This window comes from Sphingomonas azotifigens NBRC 15497 (genome assembly GCF_002091475.1).
Classification (GTDB): Bacteria; Pseudomonadota; Alphaproteobacteria; order Sphingomonadales; family Sphingomonadaceae; genus Sphingomonas; species Sphingomonas azotifigens.
On sequence record NZ_BCTR01000005.1, the window covers coordinates 18,981 to 40,043 of the forward strand.

13 protein-coding genes are annotated in these 21,063 nt (G+C 68.8%); 11 read left to right on the forward strand and 2 right to left on the reverse strand.

What is annotated here, in order from left to right; all coding sequences use genetic code 11:
- Positions 1 to 88: 88 nt before the first annotated feature.
- A complete protein-coding gene (locus SAZ01S_RS02695) occupies positions 89 to 1,339 on the forward strand; it encodes a GGDEF domain-containing protein (protein WP_218018010.1) in 1,251 nt (416 codons plus the stop codon).
- Between the two features lie 67 nt (positions 1,340 to 1,406).
- Positions 1,407 to 1,925: a GNAT family N-acetyltransferase gene (locus SAZ01S_RS02700; RefSeq protein ID WP_084579811.1), complete on the forward strand. Its 519-nt coding sequence runs from the start codon at positions 1,407 to 1,409 to the stop codon at positions 1,923 to 1,925.
- 174 nt (positions 1,926 to 2,099) lie between these two features.
- On the opposite strand, the gene SAZ01S_RS02705 is transcribed toward SAZ01S_RS02700, so the two are convergent.
- Positions 2,100 to 3,536 carry an AMP nucleosidase gene (locus SAZ01S_RS02705; protein WP_084579812.1) on the reverse strand — a complete coding sequence of 479 codons (1,437 nt, stop codon included), beginning with the start codon at positions 3,534 to 3,536 and terminating at the stop codon, positions 2,100 to 2,102.
- Between the two features lie 221 nt (positions 3,537 to 3,757).
- A complete protein-coding gene (locus SAZ01S_RS02710) occupies positions 3,758 to 4,240 on the reverse strand; it encodes a peroxiredoxin (RefSeq protein WP_084579814.1) in 483 nt (160 codons plus the stop codon).
- 112 nt (positions 4,241 to 4,352) lie between these two features.
- On the opposite strand from SAZ01S_RS02710, the gene SAZ01S_RS02715 reads away from it, so the two are divergent.
- The 9 genes from SAZ01S_RS02715 (at position 4,353) to addA (ending at position 21,021) form a co-directional block, all read left to right on the forward strand.
- A complete protein-coding gene (locus tag SAZ01S_RS02715; protein ID WP_084579816.1) occupies positions 4,353 to 4,913 on the forward strand; it encodes a YqgE/AlgH family protein in 561 nt (186 codons plus the stop codon).
- A 119-nt stretch (positions 4,914 to 5,032) separates the two neighbouring features.
- Positions 5,033 to 6,451: an adenosylhomocysteinase gene (gene ahcY, locus SAZ01S_RS02720; RefSeq protein ID WP_174596082.1), complete on the forward strand. Its 1,419-nt coding sequence runs from the start codon at positions 5,033 to 5,035 to the stop codon at positions 6,449 to 6,451.
- Between the two features lie 269 nt (positions 6,452 to 6,720).
- Complete coding sequence (locus SAZ01S_RS02725) at positions 6,721 to 9,801, forward strand: TonB-dependent receptor domain-containing protein (protein ID WP_084579818.1); 3,081 nt, start codon at positions 6,721 to 6,723, stop codon at positions 9,799 to 9,801.
- A 109-nt stretch (positions 9,802 to 9,910) separates the two neighbouring features.
- Positions 9,911 to 12,250, forward strand: coding sequence for a PAS domain-containing sensor histidine kinase (locus SAZ01S_RS02730; protein WP_084579820.1), 2,340 nt, complete (start codon positions 9,911 to 9,913; stop codon positions 12,248 to 12,250).
- A 181-nt stretch (positions 12,251 to 12,431) separates the two neighbouring features.
- Positions 12,432 to 12,890, forward strand: a complete 459-nt coding sequence (tsaE, locus tag SAZ01S_RS02735; RefSeq protein WP_084579822.1) for a tRNA (adenosine(37)-N6)-threonylcarbamoyltransferase complex ATPase subunit type 1 TsaE — start codon at positions 12,432 to 12,434, stop codon at positions 12,888 to 12,890.
- Complete coding sequence (locus SAZ01S_RS02740) at positions 12,887 to 13,858, forward strand: aminoglycoside phosphotransferase family protein (protein ID WP_174596083.1); 972 nt, start codon at positions 12,887 to 12,889, stop codon at positions 13,856 to 13,858. Before tsaE ends, SAZ01S_RS02740 begins: the two co-directional genes overlap by 4 nt.
- A complete protein-coding gene (locus SAZ01S_RS02745; RefSeq protein WP_084579826.1) occupies positions 13,855 to 14,607 on the forward strand; it encodes a nucleotidyltransferase family protein in 753 nt (250 codons plus the stop codon). Before SAZ01S_RS02740 ends, SAZ01S_RS02745 begins: the two co-directional genes overlap by 4 nt.
- Positions 14,608 to 14,675: 68 nt before the next feature.
- Complete coding sequence (gene addB, locus SAZ01S_RS02750) at positions 14,676 to 17,615, forward strand: double-strand break repair protein AddB (protein WP_084579828.1); 2,940 nt, start codon at positions 14,676 to 14,678, stop codon at positions 17,613 to 17,615.
- A complete protein-coding gene (gene addA, locus SAZ01S_RS02755; protein ID WP_084579830.1) occupies positions 17,602 to 21,021 on the forward strand; it encodes a double-strand break repair helicase AddA in 3,420 nt (1,139 codons plus the stop codon). The genes addB and addA overlap by 14 nt, the downstream gene beginning before the upstream one ends.
- Positions 21,022 to 21,063: the final 42 nt, after the last annotated feature.

Genomic DNA, 21,063 nt, shown 5'->3' on the forward strand with positions numbered 1-21,063 from the left:
TCCCGAAATTGATTATCCGCTTTGCAATACCTATCGCGCAAAAGCGCGTGAGGGTGAGGGACGGCGGACTCCGAATATGCGGCAATCGATGTATCTCGTTCTCGAACCCGGGACGCTGATGGTTCTCAACATCTTGATTTCGTTGATCTCGGCGGTGGCGTTCCTGGCGGTCGCGCTTCGCCGTCCGCACGCGACGAGATCGGGCGGCATGCTCCTGTGGTGTTTCGCCAACCTCGCAATTGCCGCCGGCTTCTTTGCCCTTCTGTTGCCCGCCTTCGTCTCCTTTCGCGTTCCGGCGTTGCCGGGCAATCTGCTGATCGATGCGGGGACGCTGCTCAACTTTCTCGCCATCATGCGGTACCTGGCGCGGCCAAGGCGCGATCTGTGGGTGCTGACGCCGGCAGGGCTACTGGTCCTAGTGGAGATCGGCTATGTCCTTGCCGATTACGAAAACATGCGCGTGATGGTGGCGCTGGGCGGTTCGTTGCGCGGCCTGTTGACGATCGCGGCCGCGCGGGCGCTGTGGACCTGCGCCGATGAATCCCGGCGCTCGGTCGCGCGGATCGCGGCAGCGGCGCACGGCCTCTGGGCAGCGGTGCTCGTTGCCCGCATGCTCTGGTGGCTTGTCCATCCCGATGCGTCGGCGCTGGAGGATCCGACGACCGGCTTTGGACTCATCGCCCGCATCTTGCTGACCGCGACGATCACCCCGTGCATCCTCTGGATGCTGAGCCGCGAACTTGACGCGCAACTGTTCCACTATGCCACGCATGACGGCCTGACCGGTCTCTGGAACCGCCGGGTGCTGTGGGAGCGGGGCGAACGACGCGCCGAGCAGGTCCGTGCGCTCGGCGGATCGCTGGCCGTACTCATGATCGATGTGGATCACTTCAAGCGGATCAACGACCAGCATGGCCATGCCGCCGGCGATCTGGTGCTGATTGCGGTGGCGCGGGAGATCGGCCGGGTGACCGTCGCCGACGACTTCGTCGGCCGTATCGGCGGCGAGGAATTCCTGATCCTGCCGGGGGATCCGGACGCAGCGCTCGGCCTGGCCGAGCGCGTGCGCGCTGCGGTGGCGCGGCTCGAAGTGGTGGATGTGCCCGGGAACGCGCCGATCCGTTGCACCGTGAGCATCGGTCACGCCGAGCAGCGCGATGCTGCGCTGGCCTGGGAGCGGATCGTCGGCGCAGCCGACCAGGCGCTCTACGCGGCGAAGCGCGAAGGGCGGAACCGGGTTCGCAGCGCCACGGCGGAGCCTGCGGTCGAGCCGCCGCTGCCGCCGATGACGGCAGCGCGGGGAAGCAGGCTGCCCGAAACCTTGCGTCCAGCCCTGTGAGGTTTACGGATGGGCGTGCGCGCCTAGTCGGCCTAGCGCGCCATGCATCGCTTGTGGAGATACCGTCATGACCGCGACCACCGCAGAGCCTGTCCAACTGTCGACCCGCTCCGGGCTCGTCATCGACGTGCGCACCGTGCGTCCGGACGACGCGGCGCTGCTCAAGGACTTTTTCGATCACGTCTCGAATGAGGATCGCCGCTTCCGCTTCTTCACCGCCAGCCCGCATCTCCAGCCGCACCAGGCGGCGGCGCTGATCCATGTCGATCACCACAAGACCGAGAGCTATCTGGCGTTCACCGCCGAGGGCGGCCAACTGGTCGGCTCGGGCATGCTCGCCTGCGACGACGCGCTGGATACGGCCGAGGTCGCGATCTCGATCCGCGCGGATCGCAAGGGGCAGGGGGTGGGCTGGAGCCTGCTCAACTACATCACCGCCGAGGCCAAGGCGCGCGGCGTGAAGCGACTTCAGTCGATCGAAAGCCGCGAGAACCACCTCGCGATCGAGCTGGAGCGCGAGATGGGCTTCGTTGCCCGCGAGGTCGAGGGCGACCCCAGCGTGGTGCTGCTCGAAACGGTATTCTGATCCCGAACCCCTCTCCCCATCGGGGAGAGGGAGGGGCTCGCCGCCGAAGGCGGTGGGAGGGAGAGGGGGCTGTTCAGCGGCGCTTCGCGCCGCCCGCCCCTCTCCAAGCTGCGCTAGGCGCTTGCGCGCCAAGCTTCGCTATCCTCTCCCCTCGCGGGGCGAGGATTTAAGCGATCACCGGAACGGCGGCTCGTTGAAGGCGCGGAGCTTGCGGCTGTGGAGCTTGGCGCCTTCGCGGCGCAGTTCCTCGCAGGCCTCGATGCCGATCTTCAGATGCTCGGCGATCGCCCGCTCGTAGAAGCGGTTGGCCTGGCCGGGCAGCTTGAGTTCGCCGTGGAGCGGCTTGTCCGAGACGCAGAGCAGCGTCCCATAGGGCACGCGGAAGCGATAGCCCTGTGCTGCCAGAGTCGCCGACTCCATGTCAACGCCGACCGCGCGGCTCAGCGAGAAGCGCAGCGCCGACTGCGAATAGCGCAGCTCCCAGTTGCGATCGTCGGTGGTAACGATCGTGCCGGTGCGCAGGCGCTGCTTGAGCTCGTCGCCCGATTGACCCGAAACCGTCTCCGCCGCCCGCGCCAGCGCCTGCTGAACTTCGGCGATGGCGGGGATGGGGATCTCCGGCGGCAGCACGTCGTCCATGATGTGGTCGTCGCGCAGATAGGCATGGGCGAGCACATAGTCGCCGATCCGCTGGCTCGGGCGCAGGCCGCCGCAATGGCCGATCATCAGCCATGCTTCGGGGCGTATCACCGCAAGGTGATCGGTGATCGTCTTTGCGTTCGACGGACCGACGCCGATATTGACCAGCGTGATGCCGGTGCGGCCCTCGGCCATCAGATGATAGGCCGGCATCTGATGCCGCCGCCACGCGCCGTCGCTGACCAGCCGGTCGGCATCCGCGGCATCCTCGATCACGATCCCGCCCGCGCCGGAGACGCCGATGAAGCGGCTGTCCGGGCCCAGCTGTGCGCAGGCCCAGCGCACGAACTCATCGACATAGCGATGGTAGTTGGTGAACAGGATATATTGCTGGAAATGCTCGACCGGGGTGCCGGTATAGTGCTTGAGCCGGGCCAGCGAGAAATCGGTGCGCAGCGCGTCGAACAGCGCCAGCGGCCGCGTCTCGTCCTGGCTGATCCACAGCCCATCGGCGATCTCGTCACCGATATGGGACAGCTCGGTCGCCGGAAAGTGACGTCCGAGCTCGGTCGCCGAGACGTCATCCAGGCTCAGGATCGTGTTCGGATCGAGCACATAGGGGAAGGGGATCTCCTGCCGTCCGGTGACCGCATGCACCTCGACGTCATAATCCTCGATCAGGAAGGTCAGCTGCTCGGTCAGATAGTCGGCGAACATCGCCGGGCGGGTCACGGTGATGCGGTAATCGCCCGCTTCCACCAATCGGCCGAACGAGCGCCGCGGGATCGGCCGGTTCACGCCGCCGCGATAGGTAACGCGCAGTTCGGGATAGGCGAAGCTGCCGTCCGTCCGGCTTTCGGGATCGGGTGTGGTGCCGTCGGTGATGTAGCGGTTGAGCGCCTGCTGCAGTCGTTCGACCGAGGCGCGATAGAGCCGATCCAGGTCGGCGACGATATCGGAGGCTTGAGTCATCTTCCATCGCTAAGCGCGGAAGATGACTCTGGCAAGTCGGCTGGCGGAATGGGGGGGCTATTCGCCATCCCGGCACCACCCTCTATCCCGGCGTCATCCCCGCGAAGGCGGGGATCCATTGGTGGTGCCGTCACGGCGCCTGCCGAGACGTCCTGGCAAATGGATTCCCGCCTTCGCGGGAATGACGACCAAGGTAAGGCGGTGGTGTCCCCCGCCTGCAATCAGAGCTTGCTCAGCACATATTCGGCCGAGCTGACTTCGAACGCGCCCGGCGCCTCGACGAACAGCTGCTCGACGACGCCGTCATTGACGATCATCGCGAAGCGCTGGCCGCGCGTGCCGAGGCCGAAGGCCGAGCCGTCGAGCGTCAGGCCCAGCGCCTCGACGAAGCCGCCATTGCCGTCGGCCAGCATCGTCACCTTGTCAGCCACGCCATTGGCGTCGCCCCAGGCCTTCATCACGAAGAAATCGTTGACCGCGGTGCAGGCGATCTCGTCGACGCCCTTGGCCTTGATCTCGTCGGCCTTCTCCACAAAGCCCGGCAGGTGCTTGGCCGAGCAGGTGGGGGTGAAGGCACCCGGCACCGAGAACAGCGCGATCTTGCGGCCGGCGAAATAGGCGGGCGCGTCGACCTGGTCCGGGCCTTCGGCGGTGACCTTGACGAGCTTGGCGTCGGGAATGCGATCGCCGGTCTGGATGGTCATGCTGCTCTCTCCTTGCGAATCCTGCGGCGGTGCGGCCGCGGCGCCTCCATCGCATCCCGCGCAACAAATTCAAGCGTGGCCCGTAGACAGGGGGAACGATAAGGTGGATCGCATGGATTCGACGCCCTCCCTCACCGGCCAATTCCTGCTGGCCATGCCCGGCATCGGCGACCCGCGCTTCGAACGCGCGGTCATCGCGATGTGCGCCCATGATGTCGAGGGCGCGCTCGGCATCGGCATCGGCGCCACCATCGAAGGCGTCAGCCTGCATGATCTGCTCGAACAGTTCGAGATCGACCCCGGCGCGGTGCCCGACGTGCCGGTGCATTTCGGCGGTCCCGTCGAGCCCCGGCGCGGCTTCGTCCTCCACTCCGCCGACTGGAGCGGCCAGGACACGATCGACGTTGCCGGCCGCTGGCAGCTCTCCGGCACGATCGACGTGCTGCGCGCCATCGCCGAAGGGCGCGGCCCCAGCCGCTGGCTGGTCGCGCTCGGCTATGCCGGCTGGGGCGAGGGGCAGCTGGAGGAGGAACTGACCCGCCATGGCTGGTTCAACACGCCCGCCGATATCAGCCTGCTCTACGACACCGATGTGTACGAACGCTGGGCCGAAGGGTTTGTCGGCGCAGGCATCGATCCGCGGCTATTGGCAAATAGCACGGGCACCGCTTGAATTGGCGCGATCGGCATATAAAGATATCTTTATATTAACATTGCGCGCCTGACCCGAAGCGGCTAGGGGCGCACCCATGCGGCCGGGAGGAGTCCCGGTACGCCCGCATTTTGCTTGAACTGGAGAAGCAGCCCGTGGCTACCAACGACTATGTCATCAAGGACATCGCGCTCGCCGATTTCGGCCGTAAGGAGATCGAGATCGCCGAGACCGAAATGCCCGGTCTGATGGCGCTCCGCAAGGAATTCGGCCCGTCGCAGCCGCTGAAGGGCGCGCGCATCACCGGATCGCTGCACATGACGATCCAGACCGCCGTGCTGATCGAGACGCTGACCGCGCTCGGCGCGCAGGTCCGCTGGGCGACCTGCAACATCTTCTCGACGCAGGACCACGCCGCCGCCGCCATCGCCGCCACCGGCGTGCCGGTGTTCGCGGTCAAGGGCGAGAGCCTGGCCGAGTATTGGGACTATGTCGGCGACATCTTCAACTGGGGCGCGGACACCGACGGCACCACCGCCAACATCATCCTAGACGACGGCGGCGACGCGACCATGTTCGCGCTGTGGGGCGCCAAGCTCGAAGCCGGCGCGACGCTGGGCGAGCCGGAGAATGACGAGGAAGTCGAGTTCCAGCGCGCGCTGAAGGCGTTCGTCGCCAAGTATCCGGGCTATCTCACCAAGACCGTGCAGAACCTGAAGGGCGTCTCGGAAGAGACCACCACCGGCGTGCACCGCCTGTACGAGATCGCCAAGAAGGGCGAGCTGCCGTTCCCGGCGATCAACGTCAACGACAGCGTCACCAAGTCGAAGTTCGACAACCTCTATGGCTGCAAGGAATCGCTGGTCGACGCGATCCGTCGCGCCACCGACGTGATGCTGGCCGGCAAGGTCGCCTGCGTCGCCGGCTTCGGCGACGTCGGCAAGGGCTCGGCCCAGTCGCTCCGCAACGGTGGCGCCCGCGTGATGGTCACCGAAATCGATCCGATCTGCGCGCTGCAGGCGGCGATGGAGGGCTTCGAGGTCGTCACGATGGACGAGGCCGTGAAGCGCGCCGACATCTTCGTGACCGCCACCGGCAACGCCGACGTGATCACCGCCGATCACATGAAGGCGATGAAGCCGATGTCGATCGTCTGCAACATCGGCCACTTCGACAGCGAGATCCAGATCGCGGCGCTGTCGAACTACAAGTGGACCGAAGTGAAGCCGGGCACCGACCTGGTCGAGTTCCCGGACGGCAAGCAGATCATCGTGCTCGCCAAGGGCCGCCTGGTGAACCTGGGCTGCGCCACCGGTCACCCGAGCTTCGTGATGTCGGCCAGCTTCACCAACCAGACGCTGGCGCAGATCGAGCTCTGGACCCGCGGCGAGCACTACAAGAACGAAGTCTACGTCCTGCCGAAGCACCTCGACGAGAAGGTCGCGGCGCTGCACCTCGAAAAGCTGGGCGTGCACCTGTCGAAGCTGAGCGAGAAGCAGGCTGCCTATATCGGCGTGAAGCCGGAAGGTCCGTTCAAGCCGGAGCACTACCGCTACTAAGCGAAAGGCGCCTGCTGCGCTGTTTTGTCATGGCCGCTCCGGGGTTCCCTGGGGCGGCCATTTCTGTTGCGCGTTGATGCAGAAATGCATCGTCAGTGTTGCGGTTCGGCAACAGAAATTGTGAAATTAGTGTTACGTTTCCCGTGGCGGCAATAATGCCCCGGTCGGTCGCGCTGCAGACAAGGTTCAGATATATTTGCAACATTGCGGAAGCGCGGAGGGCTTTCACGGGCGCATCGTAAAAATATGCGTCCGTAAAGGGGTATGTAATGCGTTTCCTTCGTGCAGGCCGTCAGGGCGGCCTCAAGCTCTCCGCGTCGTTCGCGGCTCTCGTTGCGGCCCAGGCCGCGCTTCCCGCTTTTGCGCAGACCGACACCGCGGCGACGCCGGCGGCCCCCGCCGCCCAGGCGCAGGAGCCGGCCGAGATCGTCGTGACCGGTTCGCGCATCTCGCGCCCGGGCCTGGATTCGCCGATCCCGGTGACCTCGGTCACCGTGTCCGACCTGACCCGCAACGGCGGCGTCGTCGTCGGTGACGCGCTCAACGCGCTGCCGTCGATGCGCAACACCTACAGCCAGGCGAGCTCGACCCAGTTCATCGGCACTTCGGGCCTCAACCTGCTCGATCTGCGCGGCCTCGGCACCGCCCGCACGCTGGTGCTGGTCAACGGCCGCCGCCACGTCACCTCGGTCGAGGGCGAGTTCCAGGTCGATGTCAACACCATCCCGACCGATCTGCTTGAGCGGGTCGACGTCGTGACCGGCGGCAGCTCGGCCGTCTACGGCTCGGACGCGATGGCCGGCGTCGTCAACTTCGTGACCAAGCGCAACTTCGACGGCGTGACGCTCAACGCCCAGGCCGGCATCAGCGACAAGGCCGATCGCGGCACCTATCGCCTGTCCGGCACGTTCGGCAAGAACTTCTCGGAAGGCCGCGGCAACATCGCCGTCGCGCTCGAATATAACCGCGCCAACCTGGTGACCTATGCCGACCGCCCCGAGCTGACCGGCGCCGTCGACGGCCGCAACCAGATCCAGCTGGTCGACAATCCTGCGCTCGACAATACCAAGCCGGATCGTACCTACCTGACCCGCGTGCACAGCTATGGCTATGACAATGGCGGCAACTTCATCGCCTATAACGGCACCAGCACGCGTTCGTGCACGACCGCCAATGCCTGCGTCGCCAACGGCTTCCCGCGCATCTTCGGCTTCCGCCCGGACGGCTCGCTGCGCGAATATAACTACGGCACCGATTTCCGGCCGGCCGGCTCGGGCAACAACCAGGGCGGCGACGGCGCGGTCCTGAACGATCGCGGCACGCTGGTTCCGCGCCTCGACCGCTATGTCGCGAACGTGCTCGGCCACTATGACGTCTCGGACGCGTTCCGTCCGTTCTTCGAAGCCAAGTTCGTTCGCGTCGAGAGCTTCAACCAGGGCAGCCCGACCTTCGCGCAGGGCGGCGAGCAGGGCCTGGTCCGCGACACCGATGCCAATGGCAACCCGATCACGCGCCCGGCGGACCTGTATTACGGCACCAGCGTCGGCGTTCCGATCCGGCTCGACAACCCGTATCTGCAGCCGGCTGCTGCCGCGACGATCCGCTCGCTGCTGCCCGCCGGTGCGGAATTCTTCCGCCTGAACCGCGAGAACAACGATCTCGGCACGCGTGACGAGTTCGACCGCCGCGACACCTACCGTTTCGTCGCAGGCGTCGAGGGTAATTTCAACTCGACCTGGAAGTATGATTTCTCGGTCAATTACGGCGAGTTCCACTCGACGTCGCGATTCTACAACAATCGCATCGAGAGCAATTTCTACAATGCGGTCGACGCGGTGCGGAATTCGGCCGGGCAGATCGTCTGCCGGATCAACCAGACGACGGTGACCGATCCGAAGTGCGTGCCGATCAACCTGCTGGGCGACGGCTCGGTCAGCCAGGCGGCGCGCAACTACATCAACACCACCTCGATCCGCACCGGCAAGGCTACCGAGCTCGACATCAATGCCAACCTTATCGGCGATACGAGCAAGTGGTTCGAGCTGCCGGGCGGCCCGGTGCGCTTCGCGATCGGTGGCGAGTATCGTCGTGAAACCGCCTTCTACCGCTACGACGATCTGGTGAAGAGCGGGGCGACCTTCCTCAACGCGATCCCGGACTTCAACCCGCCCTCGTTCGCCGTCAAGGAAGCCTATGGCGAGCTCGACGTGCCGCTGCTGCGCAACCTTCCGTTCGCGCAGGAATTGACGGTCAACGGCGCGGTCCGCGTGGCGGACTACAAGGGCGCGACCGGCACGGTGTGGGCGTGGAATGCCGGCGGCATCTACGCACCGGTCCGCGACATCAAGTTCCGCGTGAACTATTCGAAGTCGGTGCGCGCGCCCTCGCTGGCGGACCTCTATTCGTCGCCGTCGCAGAACTTCGCGTCGGTTGACGATCCGTGCGACGTCAACTCGATTACCAAGGGCCGTGCGACCCGTGCGGCGAACTGCGCCGCGGCGGGCGTGCCGACCGGCTTCGTCAACGATCGTACCCGTGCGGGCACCCTCGAGATCCTGTCGGGCGGCAATCCGAACCTGACGGCGGAAACCTCGCGCAGCTGGACCTATGGCGTGATCGTGCAGCCGCGCTTCGTGCCGGGCCTGTCGTTCACCGCGGATTATTACGACATCAAGATCAGCAACGTCATCAGCGCGGTCGACGCCCAGACCATTCTGGACGCCTGCTATGACGCGCCGACGCTGGACAACCAGTTCTGCAAGCTGATCAATCCGCGCCAGTCGAACGGCTATTTCGCGTCGCCGGCGCTGCTGCAGAGCAGCGTCAACTTCGCGGCGCTGCGGGCGAAGGGCATCGATTTCGACCTGTCCTACAACCGCAAGGTGTTCGCGAACGACCGGATCGCGTTCCGGGCGGTCGCCACCTATGTCCAGAACCGCACCGACTATCCGTACCTGGACACGCCGGAGCGTCCGGAGCGGGTGAAGGGCGAACTGGGCGATCCGATCTGGCGGGTGAACGCCTCGGTCGACTACACCCATGGCCCGGTGACGATCGGCTATCAGGTCCGCTATATCGGCAAGCAGTCGGTCACCGACTGGGAAGCCCAGCATGACACCAACGGCGTGCCGGCGCTCGATCCCTATTATGCCGACATCGTCTACTATCCGGAGGTGTTCTACCACTCGATCCGCGGCACGCTCGACGTGAACCGCCAGTTCACCCTGTATGGCGGCGTCGACAATATCGGCGACAAGCGCCCGCCCTACGGCCTGCTCGGCAACGGCAGCAGCGCCATTTTCGACAATGTCGGGCGCTTCATGTACCTCGGCGCGACCGTGAAGTTCTGATCGGACGCACCAAAATGAACGGGAAGGGGCTCGGCACCAGCCGGGCCCCTTTTCGTTTGGGCATGGATTCGCATAAGGGTGCAGCGATGGCATGCCGGCATCTTCCCCGATGATCGTTCTTTCGCAGAGCAGCGCCGCGATCGTCGGCGCGGTGCTGGCGCTGGTGCTGATCGCCGCGGTGTGGGCGCTCTATGCCGGGCTGGCGGCGCGGGCGGCGGCGCGTACCGCCTATGAGCAGAACCGCCGCTTGCTCCGCTTCGCCCGGACCTCGCCGGCGCTGCCGATGCTGGTGCGCGTCGACGGGCGAGTGGAAATGTCGCCGCGGCTGGCCGCGTGGCTGGGCCTGGACGGGCCGGTCGAATCGCTGGGCAAGCTTTCCCAGAAGGATGCCGGGCTCGAGCCCGAAGACGCCGAACTGCTCGCCGATCAGGTGGAGGCGGCGCAGCGCGCCGGCCAGTCCTTCCGGCTGTCCCTGCCGGTGCGCGGCTCCGAGCGGATGCTGCTGGTGCTCGGCGAACGCGCGTCCGAAGCGGTGGAGACACCGGGCAGCGTGCTGCTGTGGGTGCTCGACGCCACCGACAGTCAGGCCGAGACGGCGGCGCTGGAGCGTGAGGCCGATCGGCTGCGCGCGGCCTTCGATGCGCTGACCGCGCTGATCGAGGCGGCGCCGATGCCGATGTGGTATCGCGGGCCGGATTTGCGGCTGCTGATGGTCAACACCGCCTATGTCCGCGCGGTGGAAGGCAGTGACGCCGAAGACGTGGTCGCGCGCGGGGTGGAACTGGTCGACGGCGCCGGGCTTGGCGGTCCGCTCGCCAACGCCGCGATTGCCCGCGATTCGCAGGAGCCGCAATCGGCCGCGATGCCGGCGACGATCGCCGGTGCCCGCCGCATGCTCCGCCTGCACGACGTGCCGCTGCCGACCGGCGGCATCGCCGGCTTTGCAGTGGATATCGAGGATCTGGAACGGGCACGCGGCGGTCTGAAGCGCTTTGCCGAGGCGCAGCGGGCGATGCTCGACCGGATGTCCGCCGGCGTCGCGCAATTCGGTTCGGATCGCAGCCTGGTATTCTGCAACCAGCCGTTCCGGCGCCTGTTCGCGATGAAGAACGAGTGGCTGGCCGATCGGCCCGAGTTCGACCGCGTGCTGGAGCGGATGCGCGAGGCACGCAAGCTGCCCGACGTGCGCGACTTCCCCCACTGGAAGGCGGAGCGCCGCGAATGGTTCACTGCGCCGGAGGCGGTGGAGGAAAGCTGGAGCGTCGGCACCACCCACCTCCGCGTCGTGGCGCAGCCGCTCCCCGAAGGCGGGCTGCTGCTGATCTTCGAAGACCAGACGCAGCAGCTGGAACTGCAGCGCGAGCATGGCGAGATGCAGCAGGTGCGCACCGCCACGCTCGACAGCCTTGCCGAGGCGGTGGCGGTGTTCGGCAAGGGGCGCCTCCAGCTGTGGAACCGCAAGTTTCGCCAGGTGTGGAGTTTCGACGACGGCTTCCTCGACGGCCACCCGCAGATCGCGCCCCTGGTCAAGTCGGCCGGCGCGAAGCTGGTCAATCCTGCGCGCGCCGAGATCATCGGCGACCTGATCCGGCTCGCCGCCAAGGATCGCCAGCAGCGCGGCTCCAGCATCACCTTTGCCAATGGCCGCCATTTCGACATCGCCGCGGTGCCACTGCCGGATGGAAACGCGCTGGTGACGATGCTGGACACCACCGATCGCCAGCGGGTCGAGCGTGCCCTTCGGGATCGCAACGAGGCGCTGGAGGCAGCCGACCGCGTCCGCACCGCCTTCGTCGCCAATATGAGCTACGAGCTGCGCACGCCGCTCACCTCGATCAAGGGCTTTGCCGAGATGCTGCAGGGCGGGTTCGCCGGCAAGCTGAGCGCCGACGGCAAGGAATATGTCGAGGCGATCCTGATGTCGGTCGATCGGCTCGGCGGGCTGATCGACGACGTGCTCGACCTGACCCAGAGCGAAGGCCAGCCGATCGCGCGCGAGACCGTCGACATCGAGTTGGCCGCCAGCGGCGCCGCCGACGTGATCGCACCGCTCGCCAAGGGCAAGGCGATCGAGCTGGTGATCGAGGATGCCGGCACCGCCGGCGTCGTCCAGGGCGATGCCCGGCGCATCCGCCAGACGGTGGAGCATCTGCTGCGCCACGCCGTATCGAACACGGGCGAGGGCGGCCGCGTGCTGCTGCACCTCGACGGCAATGCGCGGGTGGCGCGGGTGATCGTCAGCGACGATGGCCCCGGCATGGCGCCCGAAGCGGTGGCGCGCGCGTTCGACCGGTTCGCCCAGGTCGGCACCTCGCGCGGCGGCGATCGCGCGCTGGGGCTGGGGCTGCCGCTCGCCAAGCAGTTCGTCGAGGCCCATGGCGGGCGGATCGAGCTGATCTCGGAGCCGGGGCAGGGCACGCTCGTCACGGTGGAGTTGCCGCGCGGATGAGGGGCTGGCTGCACATGCGTTGTGAACGGATCCGGCGCCCACGCCGCACCCAACGTCATCCCCGCGCAGGCGGGGATCCATTCGCCTGCGCGCCGGGGGAAAGAACCGCGCCTTCAGCGCTAATGGATCCCCGCCTGCGCGGGGATGACGGCGTGTGTAGGAAGAAGGGCATCTCCAACCTATGACGGCCGAAACTCTTGTGCTGGCCTCGCTGGACGAGGCGCTGGCGTTCGGCGCGAGGCTCGCCGCGCGGGTGGCGCCCGGCGATGTCATCGCACTGTCCGGCCCGCTCGGCGCCGGCAAGACCAGCATCGCGCGCGGCCTGCTCGCGGCGCTGGGGCTGGAGGGCGAGGCGCCGTCGCCCAGCTTCGCGATCGTCCAGCCCTATGACCCGCCCGAGGTGCGGCTGCCGGTGCTGCATGTCGATCTCTACCGGATCGAGGACCCCGACGAGGCCGAGGAACTGGGCCTGGACGATGCGCGGAGCGATTCGCTGCTGCTCGTCGAATGGCCGGAGCGGCTGGGCGACGCTTATTGGCACGACGCCCTCTGGCTGACGCTGGCGATTGCCAACGATGGCGGCCGCAGCTTGACAGCGCGCGTGCCGGCGGCATGGGAAGGCCGATGGCCGTTGACATGACTCCGCCCGCCGCGGCGCCCGCTTTTCTCGATTCCGCCGGTTGGGGCGGCGCCGCGATCCTGCCCGTCGCCGGTGATGCCTCGTTTCGCCGCTATTTCCGCGTGGTCGACGCCGGCCGCAGCGCGATCCTGATGGACGCGCCGCCGCCGCACGAAGACCCGCGGCCGTTCCTTGCCGTGGCGCGCTGGCTGAACGCGCGCGGTTTCGCCGCCCCGGCGATCCTGCACGAGGATCTCGCCCACGGCCTCGTCCTGCTCGAGGATTTCGGCGACGTCCGGCTGCGCGAGACGGCCGATGCCGATCCCGCCCGCGAGCAGCGGCTCTACGCTGCGGCGGTCGACCTTCTGGTGCGGCTGCACGGCGAGGATGCCGGCGTCGCCGCGCCCTATGACCTCGATGTCTACCAGCGCGAGGCGGCGCTGTTCGTCGATTGGTATTGCCCCGCCGTGGGGCTGGAGGTGGATACCGCCGGCTATCGCGACGCCTGGGATGCGGTGCTGGCGCCGCTGCTCGACGGGCAGCGCGCGGTCACCGTGCTGCGCGACTATCATGCCGAAAACCTGATGCTGCTCGAAGGCGGCGAGGCGCTGGGGCTGCTCGACTTCCAGGACGCCCTGGCGGGCCACCCGGCCTATGACCTGGTCTCGCTGCTCCAGGACGCCCGCCGCGACGTGCCGCAGGCGGTGGAGACCGCGATGCTCGATCGCTACCGCGCCGCGACCGGCGCAGGCGAGGCGTTCGACATCGCCTACCATGTGCTCGGCGCACAGCGGAACGCCAAGATCCTCGGCATCTTCACCCGGCTGTGGAAGCGCGACGGCAAGCCGCGCTACCCGTCGCTCTGCCCGCGCGTCTGGGGCTATCTGGAACGCGATCTCGCCCATCCGGCGCTCCGGCCGGTGGCGGACTGGTTCGCGGCCAATGTGCCGGCCGAGAAGCGCGGCGATCCGATGCAGGTGGCGGCATGACGATCTACGCACTTCGCCCGCAGCCCGACGTGCCGGTGCCGCAGACCGCGATGGTGATGGCCGCCGGCCTCGGCAAGCGGATGCGGCCGCTCACCGTCACCCGCCCCAAGCCGCTGATCGACGTCGCCGGCAAGCCGCTGATCGACCATGTGTTCGATCGTCTCGGGGCGGCGGGGGTGCAGCGCGCGGTGGTCAACGTGCATTATCTCGCCGACCAGCTCGAGGCGCATCTCCGCGCCCGGGTGAAGGGCATCGACCTGCACATCTCCGACGAGCGCCGCCAGCTGATGGAAACCGGCGGCGGGCTGGTGCAGGCGCGCCACCTGCTCGGCGACCAGCCGTTCCTGTGCGTCAACAGCGACAATCTGTGGATCGACGGCCCCAGCGACGCGATCCGGCTGCTCTCGGCGCAGTGGGACGATGCGACGATGGACGCGCTGCTGTTGCTGGTGCCGCTGGCGCGCGCCACCTGCCACCGCGGCCAGGGTGATTTCCGGCTCGATGCGTTCGGGCGGATTACCGAGCGGCGCAAGCCCGGCCGGCTCGCGCCGTTCGTGTTCACCGGCGTCCAGATCCTGTCGCCGCGGGTGCTCCGCGACTGGCCCGAGGGGCCGTTCTCGACCAATCTGTTCTGGAACCGCGCGATGGCGGAGGGGCGGCTGTGGGGTGCGGTCCACCAGGGGCTGTGGTTCGACGTCGGCTCACCGCACGCGATCCGCGAAACCGAGACGGCGCTCGCCGAACTGTGAGCGCTCGCTTGCGTTGGCGGGGGCAAGGCCGCTAAGGGTTCGCGGTCCGTTCCACGTCGTTGAGCCGCATGTCGCACGCCCTTCACCTCTATACCATCCCGCCGCATCGCGCCTTTGCCGATGCGCTGGCGATCGGCCTGATCCGGCGCTTCGGCGGCGATCCGCTGCGGCTCGCCCGCGGCGTGGTGCTGCTGCCGAACAACCGCGCCAAGCGGGCGATGCAGGACGCCTTTGTCCGCGAGAGCGGCGGCGGGCTGCTGTTGCCGCGGCTCGTCGCGATCGGTGACCCCGAGCTCGACGAGGCGGTGTTCGAGACCGTCGACGATGCCGCGCCGGTGCCACCGGCGGTCGATCCGCTCCAGCGCCGCATGATCCTCGCCCGGCTGCTGCAGGCGCAGGACGGGCGGCTCGATACGGCGGAGGCGGTGCGGCTCGCCGGCGACCTCGGCACCACGCTAGACCAGCTGCTGGTAGAGGAAGTGCCGCCGGCCCGGCTGCACGACCTGGAACTGGCGCCGGAGCTGTCGGCACACTGGGCGCGCTCGCTGGCGCTGTTCGACATCGTGCTGACCCGCTGGCCGGAAGAGCTTGCCGCGCTGGGCCGGGTCGACCTGCCGGAGCGCCGCCGCCGCCTGCTTGATCGCGTCGCGGCGCGGTGGCGGGCGGTGCCGCCGGGCGGCTTCGTCTGCGCCGCCGGCATCACCACGGCGGCCCCCGCGATCGCCCGGCTGCTGCGGGTGGTGGCCGGGCTGCCCGAGGGGATGGTGGTGCTGCCGGGCCTCGCCACCGCCATGGCGGACGAGGAGTGGGACGCGCTCGGCCCGCACGCGCCCGATCCCATCACCGGGCGGCGACGTCGCAACCTGGAGACGCACCCGCAATATCATCTGAAGCTGCTGCTCGATCGGATGGGCGTGGCGCGCGGCGAGTTCCAGCAATGGCGCGTCGCCAGCGAACTCGACGCACCCCCGGCGCGCAGCAAGGCGATTGCCTCGGCGATGCAGCCCCCTGAACTCACCCATCGCTGGACCGATCTGCCCGCCGGCGAGCGGCGGCTGGACGGCGTCCGCGCGCTGGAGGTGGCGACGCCCGCCGAAGAGGCGCAGGCGATCGCGCTGGCGCTGCGCGAGGCGCTGGAGACGCCGGCGCGCACCGCGGCGCTGGTCACCCCCGATCGTGCGCTCGCCCGCCGCGTGGCAGCGCATTGCGCGCGCTGGGGGATCGCGGTCGACGATTCCGCCGGCCAGCCACTGTCGCTCACCCCGCCGGGCACGCTGCTGCTCGCGCTGGCCGATGCGGCGGCGCAGGCCTTTGCGCCGATGCCGCTGCTGACCCTGGTCAAGCACCCGTTGGTCCAGCCCGAGGCGCGCGCCGAGTGGCTGGAGGGCGCACGATCGCTCGACCGCGTGCTGCGCGGGCCGCGGCCGATGCCCGGGCTCGCCGGGATCGATGGGCATCTGGCGGACCTGAGTGGCCGGGACGCGGCGCTGCGCCGGTCGGCGGCACGCTGGTGGACGGAGGCGCGGCCGCTGCTGGCGCCGCTGGAGGCGGTGTTCGCCGCCGGCGCCCAGCCGCTGGCCGGGCTGATCGCGGCGCTGCGCGAGACCGCGCAGGCGCTGGGCGGCGACATGTTGTGGAGCCGCGAGGACGGCCGCGCTGCCGCGCTGCTGCTCGACGATCTCGAGCGCGAGGCTGCGCATGGGCCTGCACTGGCGGAGCCGGACGGCCTCGCCACGCTGCTCCGCACGCTGATGGACGAAGTCGCGATCCGCCCGCCGCAGGGTGGGCACCCGCGGCTGGCGATCCTCGGGCTGATCGAGGCGCGCCTGCATAGCGCTGACCTGATGATCCTGGGCGGGCTCAACGAAGGCATATGGCCGGGACTGCCGGCACCGGACCCGTGGCTCGCCCCGCGCATCCGCGCCGAACTGGGGCTGCCGGGGCTGGAGCGGCGGATCGGCGTTTCGGCGCACGATCTCGCGATCGGGCTCGGCGCGCGGCAGGTGCTGCTCACCCGCGCCCGCCGCGACGCCAGCGCCCCGACCATCGCTTCGCGCTTCTGGCTGCGGCTGGAGGCGCTGTCGGGCGGACTGGAACGCGCCGTGGATCTCGCCGGCTGGATGGCGGCGATCGATGCGCCCGCTGCCTTCGCGCCGGCCACGCGACCCGAGCCCGCACCGCCCGCGGAGAAGCGGCCCAAGACGATCTCGGTCACCGAGGTCGATCGTCTCAAGGCCGACCCCTATGCCTTTTACGCCAAGCGCATGCTGCGGCTGATGCCGCTCGATGCCGTCGACGCCGATCCGTCCGCCGCCTGGCGCGGCACCGCGGTGCACGCGGTGCTGCAGCATTGGTTCGAGGAGGATGGCGCGCATCCCGAACGGTTGCGTGCGCGTGCCGAGGCGATGCTCGCCGACGAACGCACCCACCCGCTGATGCGCGCGCTGTGGAAGCCGCGGCTGCTGGAGGCGATCGACTGGGTCGCCGCCGAACTGGCGGCCCAGGCGAGCGCGGGGCGCAAGGTGCTCGCGGTCGAGCTCGACGGCGTGATCGACTTCGCCGGCGTCACGCTGCGCGGCAAGTTCGATCGTATCGATCGGATGGCCGATGGCACGCTGGCGATCGTCGACTACAAGACCGGCAAGCCGCCCAGCCAGAATGCGGTGAAGGCGGGGTTCAGCCTGCAGCTCGGCTTGCTCGGGCTGATGGCCGAGCGCGGCGGCTTCGAAGGAATCGACGGGGTGGCCCGCGGCTTCGAATATTGGTCGCTGCGGCGTAAGGAGGGCGCCGACGGGATCGGCTATATCGAATCGCCGGTCAGTCCGTCGCGCAGGCATCCGATCGCACCCGAGGACTTCGTGGCGCTGGCCGCCGAGCATTTCGAGGCGGCGGTGGCGGACTGGCTCACCGGCGCGCGGCCGTTTACCGCCAAGCTGGTGCCGGAACACGCACCCTATGCCGAATATGATCAGTTGATGCGACGGGACGAATGGTATGGCCGCGACTGAAACCTTGCGCAGCGGCCCGGCCAAGCTCCACCCGCTGAAGGGCAACCAGAAGCGTGCCAGCGATCCCGGCCGGCACATCTGGCTGTCCGCCTCTGCCGGCACCGGCAAGACGCAGGTGCTTGCCGCCCGCGTCTGGCGCCTGCTGCTCGCGGGAACCGATCCGTCCGCGATCCTGTGCCTCACCTTCACCAAGGCGGGTGCGGCGGAAATGTCCGAGCGGATCACCGGCCGGCTCGCCCATTGGGTCCGCGCGAGCGACGCCGAACTGGTCGCCGATCTCGAGGCGCTGGGCGAGAGCATCTCGCCCGAGGGGCGGGCGCGGGCGCGTACACTGTTCGCCAAGGTGCTCGATGCGCCGGGCGGCGGCATCCGCATCCAGACGATCCACAGCTTCTGCCAGGCGCTGCTCGCCGCCTTCCCGATCGAGGCCGGGCTGGTCCCCGGCTTCCGCCCGCTCGAGGCGCGCGAGGAGGCGGTGCTCGCCCGCGAAACGCTCGCAGAAATGCTGGTGGAGGCGGCGAAGCAGGGGCGGGACGGAGTGATCGACGCGATCGGCGCGCTCAGCCTGCGGCTCGGCGAAGAGGGCGCCGAGACGTTTCTCAAGGAGTGCGGCCGGGCCGGCGAGGCGCTGGAGGCGCTGCCCAGCGGCATCCAGCCGTTCCTTCGTCGCGCCTTCGATTTGCCGCAGGGCGATATTCGAGAATGGCTAGCAACAAGCTGTGACGATACGGCTTTCGATGTGCGAACGCTACGCAATATCTCTGCTGCCAATGCCGCCTGGGGCGGCAAGTTGGGGACGCAGGCTGCCGACAGCATCGCGGCGTGGCTCGCGCGCTCGGCTGAACAACGCGCCGAAACGCTCGACGACCTGCATCTCGTCTGGGCGACGAAGAAGGGCGAGCCGCGCAGCTTCGCTAAGGGCAAGGCGCCGCCCGATCCGGACTATGCCGAATGGGCCATGCGCCTGCACGAACGCTGCGGCGCTCTGCTCGATACGGCGGTGCGCGCGACCTATGTCGATCTGCTGGCCGGCGGGCTGGAGGCGGGGCGCGACTATGCCCGCGCCTATGCCGCCGCCAAGCGCCGGCTGGGCGCGGTGGATTTTGACGACCTGATCGGCCGCACCATCGCGCTGCTCGGCCAGCCGGGCATGGGCGAATGGGTGCGCTACAAGCTCGACCAGGTGACCGAGCATGTGCTGATCGACGAGGCGCAGGATACCAACCCGCGGCAATGGGCGATCGTCTCGGCGATCGCCGACGAGTTCTTTGCCGGCGAAGGCGCGCGTGGCGACCGGCTGCGCACCCTGTTCACCGTCGGCGACTACAAGCAGGCGATCTTCGGCTTCCAGGGCACCGACCCGATCTTCTTCCAGGCCGCCTTCGAGCGGTTCAAGCAGCTGGCGAACATCCGCAGCGACTATGAAGTCGAGGCGCGCGAGCTCGAATCGCTGTCGCTCACCCACAGCTTCCGCTCGACCCGGCCGGTGCTCGAGTTCGTCGACGCGGCGATCGGCTTGCTGCCGGCGCCCGGCATGGGCGATCTCAGCGATGCCGAGACGCATGCCAGCGAAGTGCCGGGGCCGGGCACGGTGACGCTGTGGCCGCCGGTGCTCGCCGGCGGCAGCGAGGCGGACGAGGAGGACTGGATCGGCGACGCCACCCGCGCGCTGGCGGTGCGGATCGCGCGGCAGATCAAGGCCTGGGTCGGCACGCTGCCGCTCGAAAGCAAGGGGCGGATGCTCGCGCCGGGCGATGTGATGGTGCTGGTCAAGCGGCGCGGCGACCTTGCCTCGCTGATCGTCGCCCGGCTCTATGCGGAAGGCGTGCCGGTCGCCGGGGTCGATCGCCTGCGGCTCAACGCGCCGCTGGCGGTGCAGGATCTGCTCGCGGCGATCCGCTTCGCGCTCCAGCCGGAGGACGATCTGTCGCTGGCGTCGCTGCTGGTCTCGCCGCTGATCGGCTGGAGCCAGGACGAGCTGATGGCGGCGGCGGTGCGCGAGCGCGGCGGCCTGTGGCGCCACCTGCGCGAAACCCAGCCGGCGGACCGGCTGGCGCCGCTCTACGACCTGCTGCGCCGCGCCGACCTTGCCACGCCCTACCGGTTCCTCGAGGAAATCCTGTCCGGGCCGCTGCAAGGGCGGCGCAAGCTGCTGCTGCGGCTGGGCGAGGAGGCGCGCGATCCGATCGAGGAACTGCTCAACGCCGCGCTTACCTTCGAGACGCGGGCGACCCCGTCGCTCCAGCGCTTCCTCGACTGGTTCGATCGCGGCGATGTCGAGATCGTGCGCGATGCCGCCCAGCCGCAGCCGGCGGTGCGGGTGATGACCGCCCATGGCTCCAAGGGGCTGCAGGCGCCGCTGGTTATCTTGGCGGACGCGACGATCGATCCCAAGTCGAACCGACGCAGCACGCTGAAATGGGCGCCGGACGGGCTCGATCCCTTCCCGATCCTGCGTCCCAAGGGCGCGGAGGTCACCGAGGTGCTGGCCGAGGCCATGACCGTGGCGAGCGCGCGCGAACTGCAGGAGCATTGGCGGCTCTTCTATGTCGCTGCCACCCGCGCCGAATCGCAGCTGGTGATCGCCGGTGCGCTTGGCCCCAAGGCCAAGGGCGAACCGCCCGAGGCGAGCTGGTACGCCGCAAGCGTCGCCGCATTCGACGCGCTGGGCGTGCCCGTGGACGAAGCGGGCGTGCGCACCTTCCGGGGCGTAGTGCCGCCGGCGCCCGGGCGGCCGATCGCGCCGCCAGCGCGCGAGGCCGCGCGGGCTACCCCGGTGCTGCCTTCCTGGCTGCATGCACCTGCACCGCAGGAAGCGCGGCCGCCGCGGCCGCTCGCGCCCTCGTCGCTTGGCGACGACCGCGTGGCCGATCCGCCGCCGGGGCCGGCGCTGCGCGCCGCTGCCGAGCGCGGGCGGCTGCTCCACGCGCTGTTCGAACGCCTGCCGGCGGTCGCACCCGGGGCGCGGCGCAGTGCTGCCGAGCGCTGGCTTGCCGGGGCGGGGGGTATCGCCGATGCGAGCGCCCGCGCCGAACTGATCGATGCGGCGCTGGGCGTCACCGAGGATCCGCAGTTTGCCGAGCTGTTCGGCCCCGATGCGCTGGGCGAGGCGCCGATCGCGGCGGTGGTTGCCGACGGCGTGGTCGTCTCGGGCACGGTCGACCGGCTGGTGGTGCTGCCGGACCGCGTGCGGGTGGTCGACTTCAAGACCGGACGGCGCGCGCCTGCCACGCTCGGCGACGTTCCGCCCTATCATCTGCGGCAGATGGCGGCCTATGCCGCGGCGCTGCGCGTGATCTTCCCGGCGCGCACGGTGGAGGCGGCGCTGCTCTATTCGGCCGGGCCGCGGCTGTATCTCTTGCCGGACGATCTTCTGGAGGCGCACAAGCCCGGCTACGCGGGCTAGGAGCAAAGTTTGCGCGCCTGTGCTTGAGCGGGGGCACCGGCG

Coding starts and splice junctions, on each gene's coding strand:
- SAZ01S_RS02715 (WP_084579816.1), top strand. CDS start 4,353: ATGGATTCGACGCCCTCCCTCACCGGCCAATTCCTGCTGGCCATGCCC.
- SAZ01S_RS02730 (WP_084579820.1), top strand. CDS start 9,911: ATGATCGTTCTTTCGCAGAGCAGCGCCGCGATCGTCGGCGCGGTGCTG.
- addB (WP_084579828.1), top strand. CDS start 14,676: ATGTCGCACGCCCTTCACCTCTATACCATCCCGCCGCATCGCGCCTTT.
- SAZ01S_RS02740 (WP_174596083.1), top strand. CDS start 12,887: ATGACTCCGCCCGCCGCGGCGCCCGCTTTTCTCGATTCCGCCGGTTGG.
- SAZ01S_RS02745 (WP_084579826.1), top strand. CDS start 13,855: ATGACGATCTACGCACTTCGCCCGCAGCCCGACGTGCCGGTGCCGCAG.
- SAZ01S_RS02705 (WP_084579812.1), bottom strand. CDS start 3,536: ATGACTCAAGCCTCCGATATCGTCGCCGACCTGGATCGGCTCTATCGC.
- SAZ01S_RS02725 (WP_084579818.1), top strand. CDS start 6,721: ATGCGTTTCCTTCGTGCAGGCCGTCAGGGCGGCCTCAAGCTCTCCGCG.
- addA (WP_084579830.1), top strand. CDS start 17,602: ATGGCCGCGACTGAAACCTTGCGCAGCGGCCCGGCCAAGCTCCACCCG.
- SAZ01S_RS02695 (WP_218018010.1), top strand. CDS start 89: ATGTATCTCGTTCTCGAACCCGGGACGCTGATGGTTCTCAACATCTTG.
- SAZ01S_RS02700 (WP_084579811.1), top strand. CDS start 1,407: ATGACCGCGACCACCGCAGAGCCTGTCCAACTGTCGACCCGCTCCGGG.
- tsaE (WP_084579822.1), top strand. CDS start 12,432: ATGACGGCCGAAACTCTTGTGCTGGCCTCGCTGGACGAGGCGCTGGCG.
- SAZ01S_RS02710 (WP_084579814.1), bottom strand. CDS start 4,240: ATGACCATCCAGACCGGCGATCGCATTCCCGACGCCAAGCTCGTCAAG.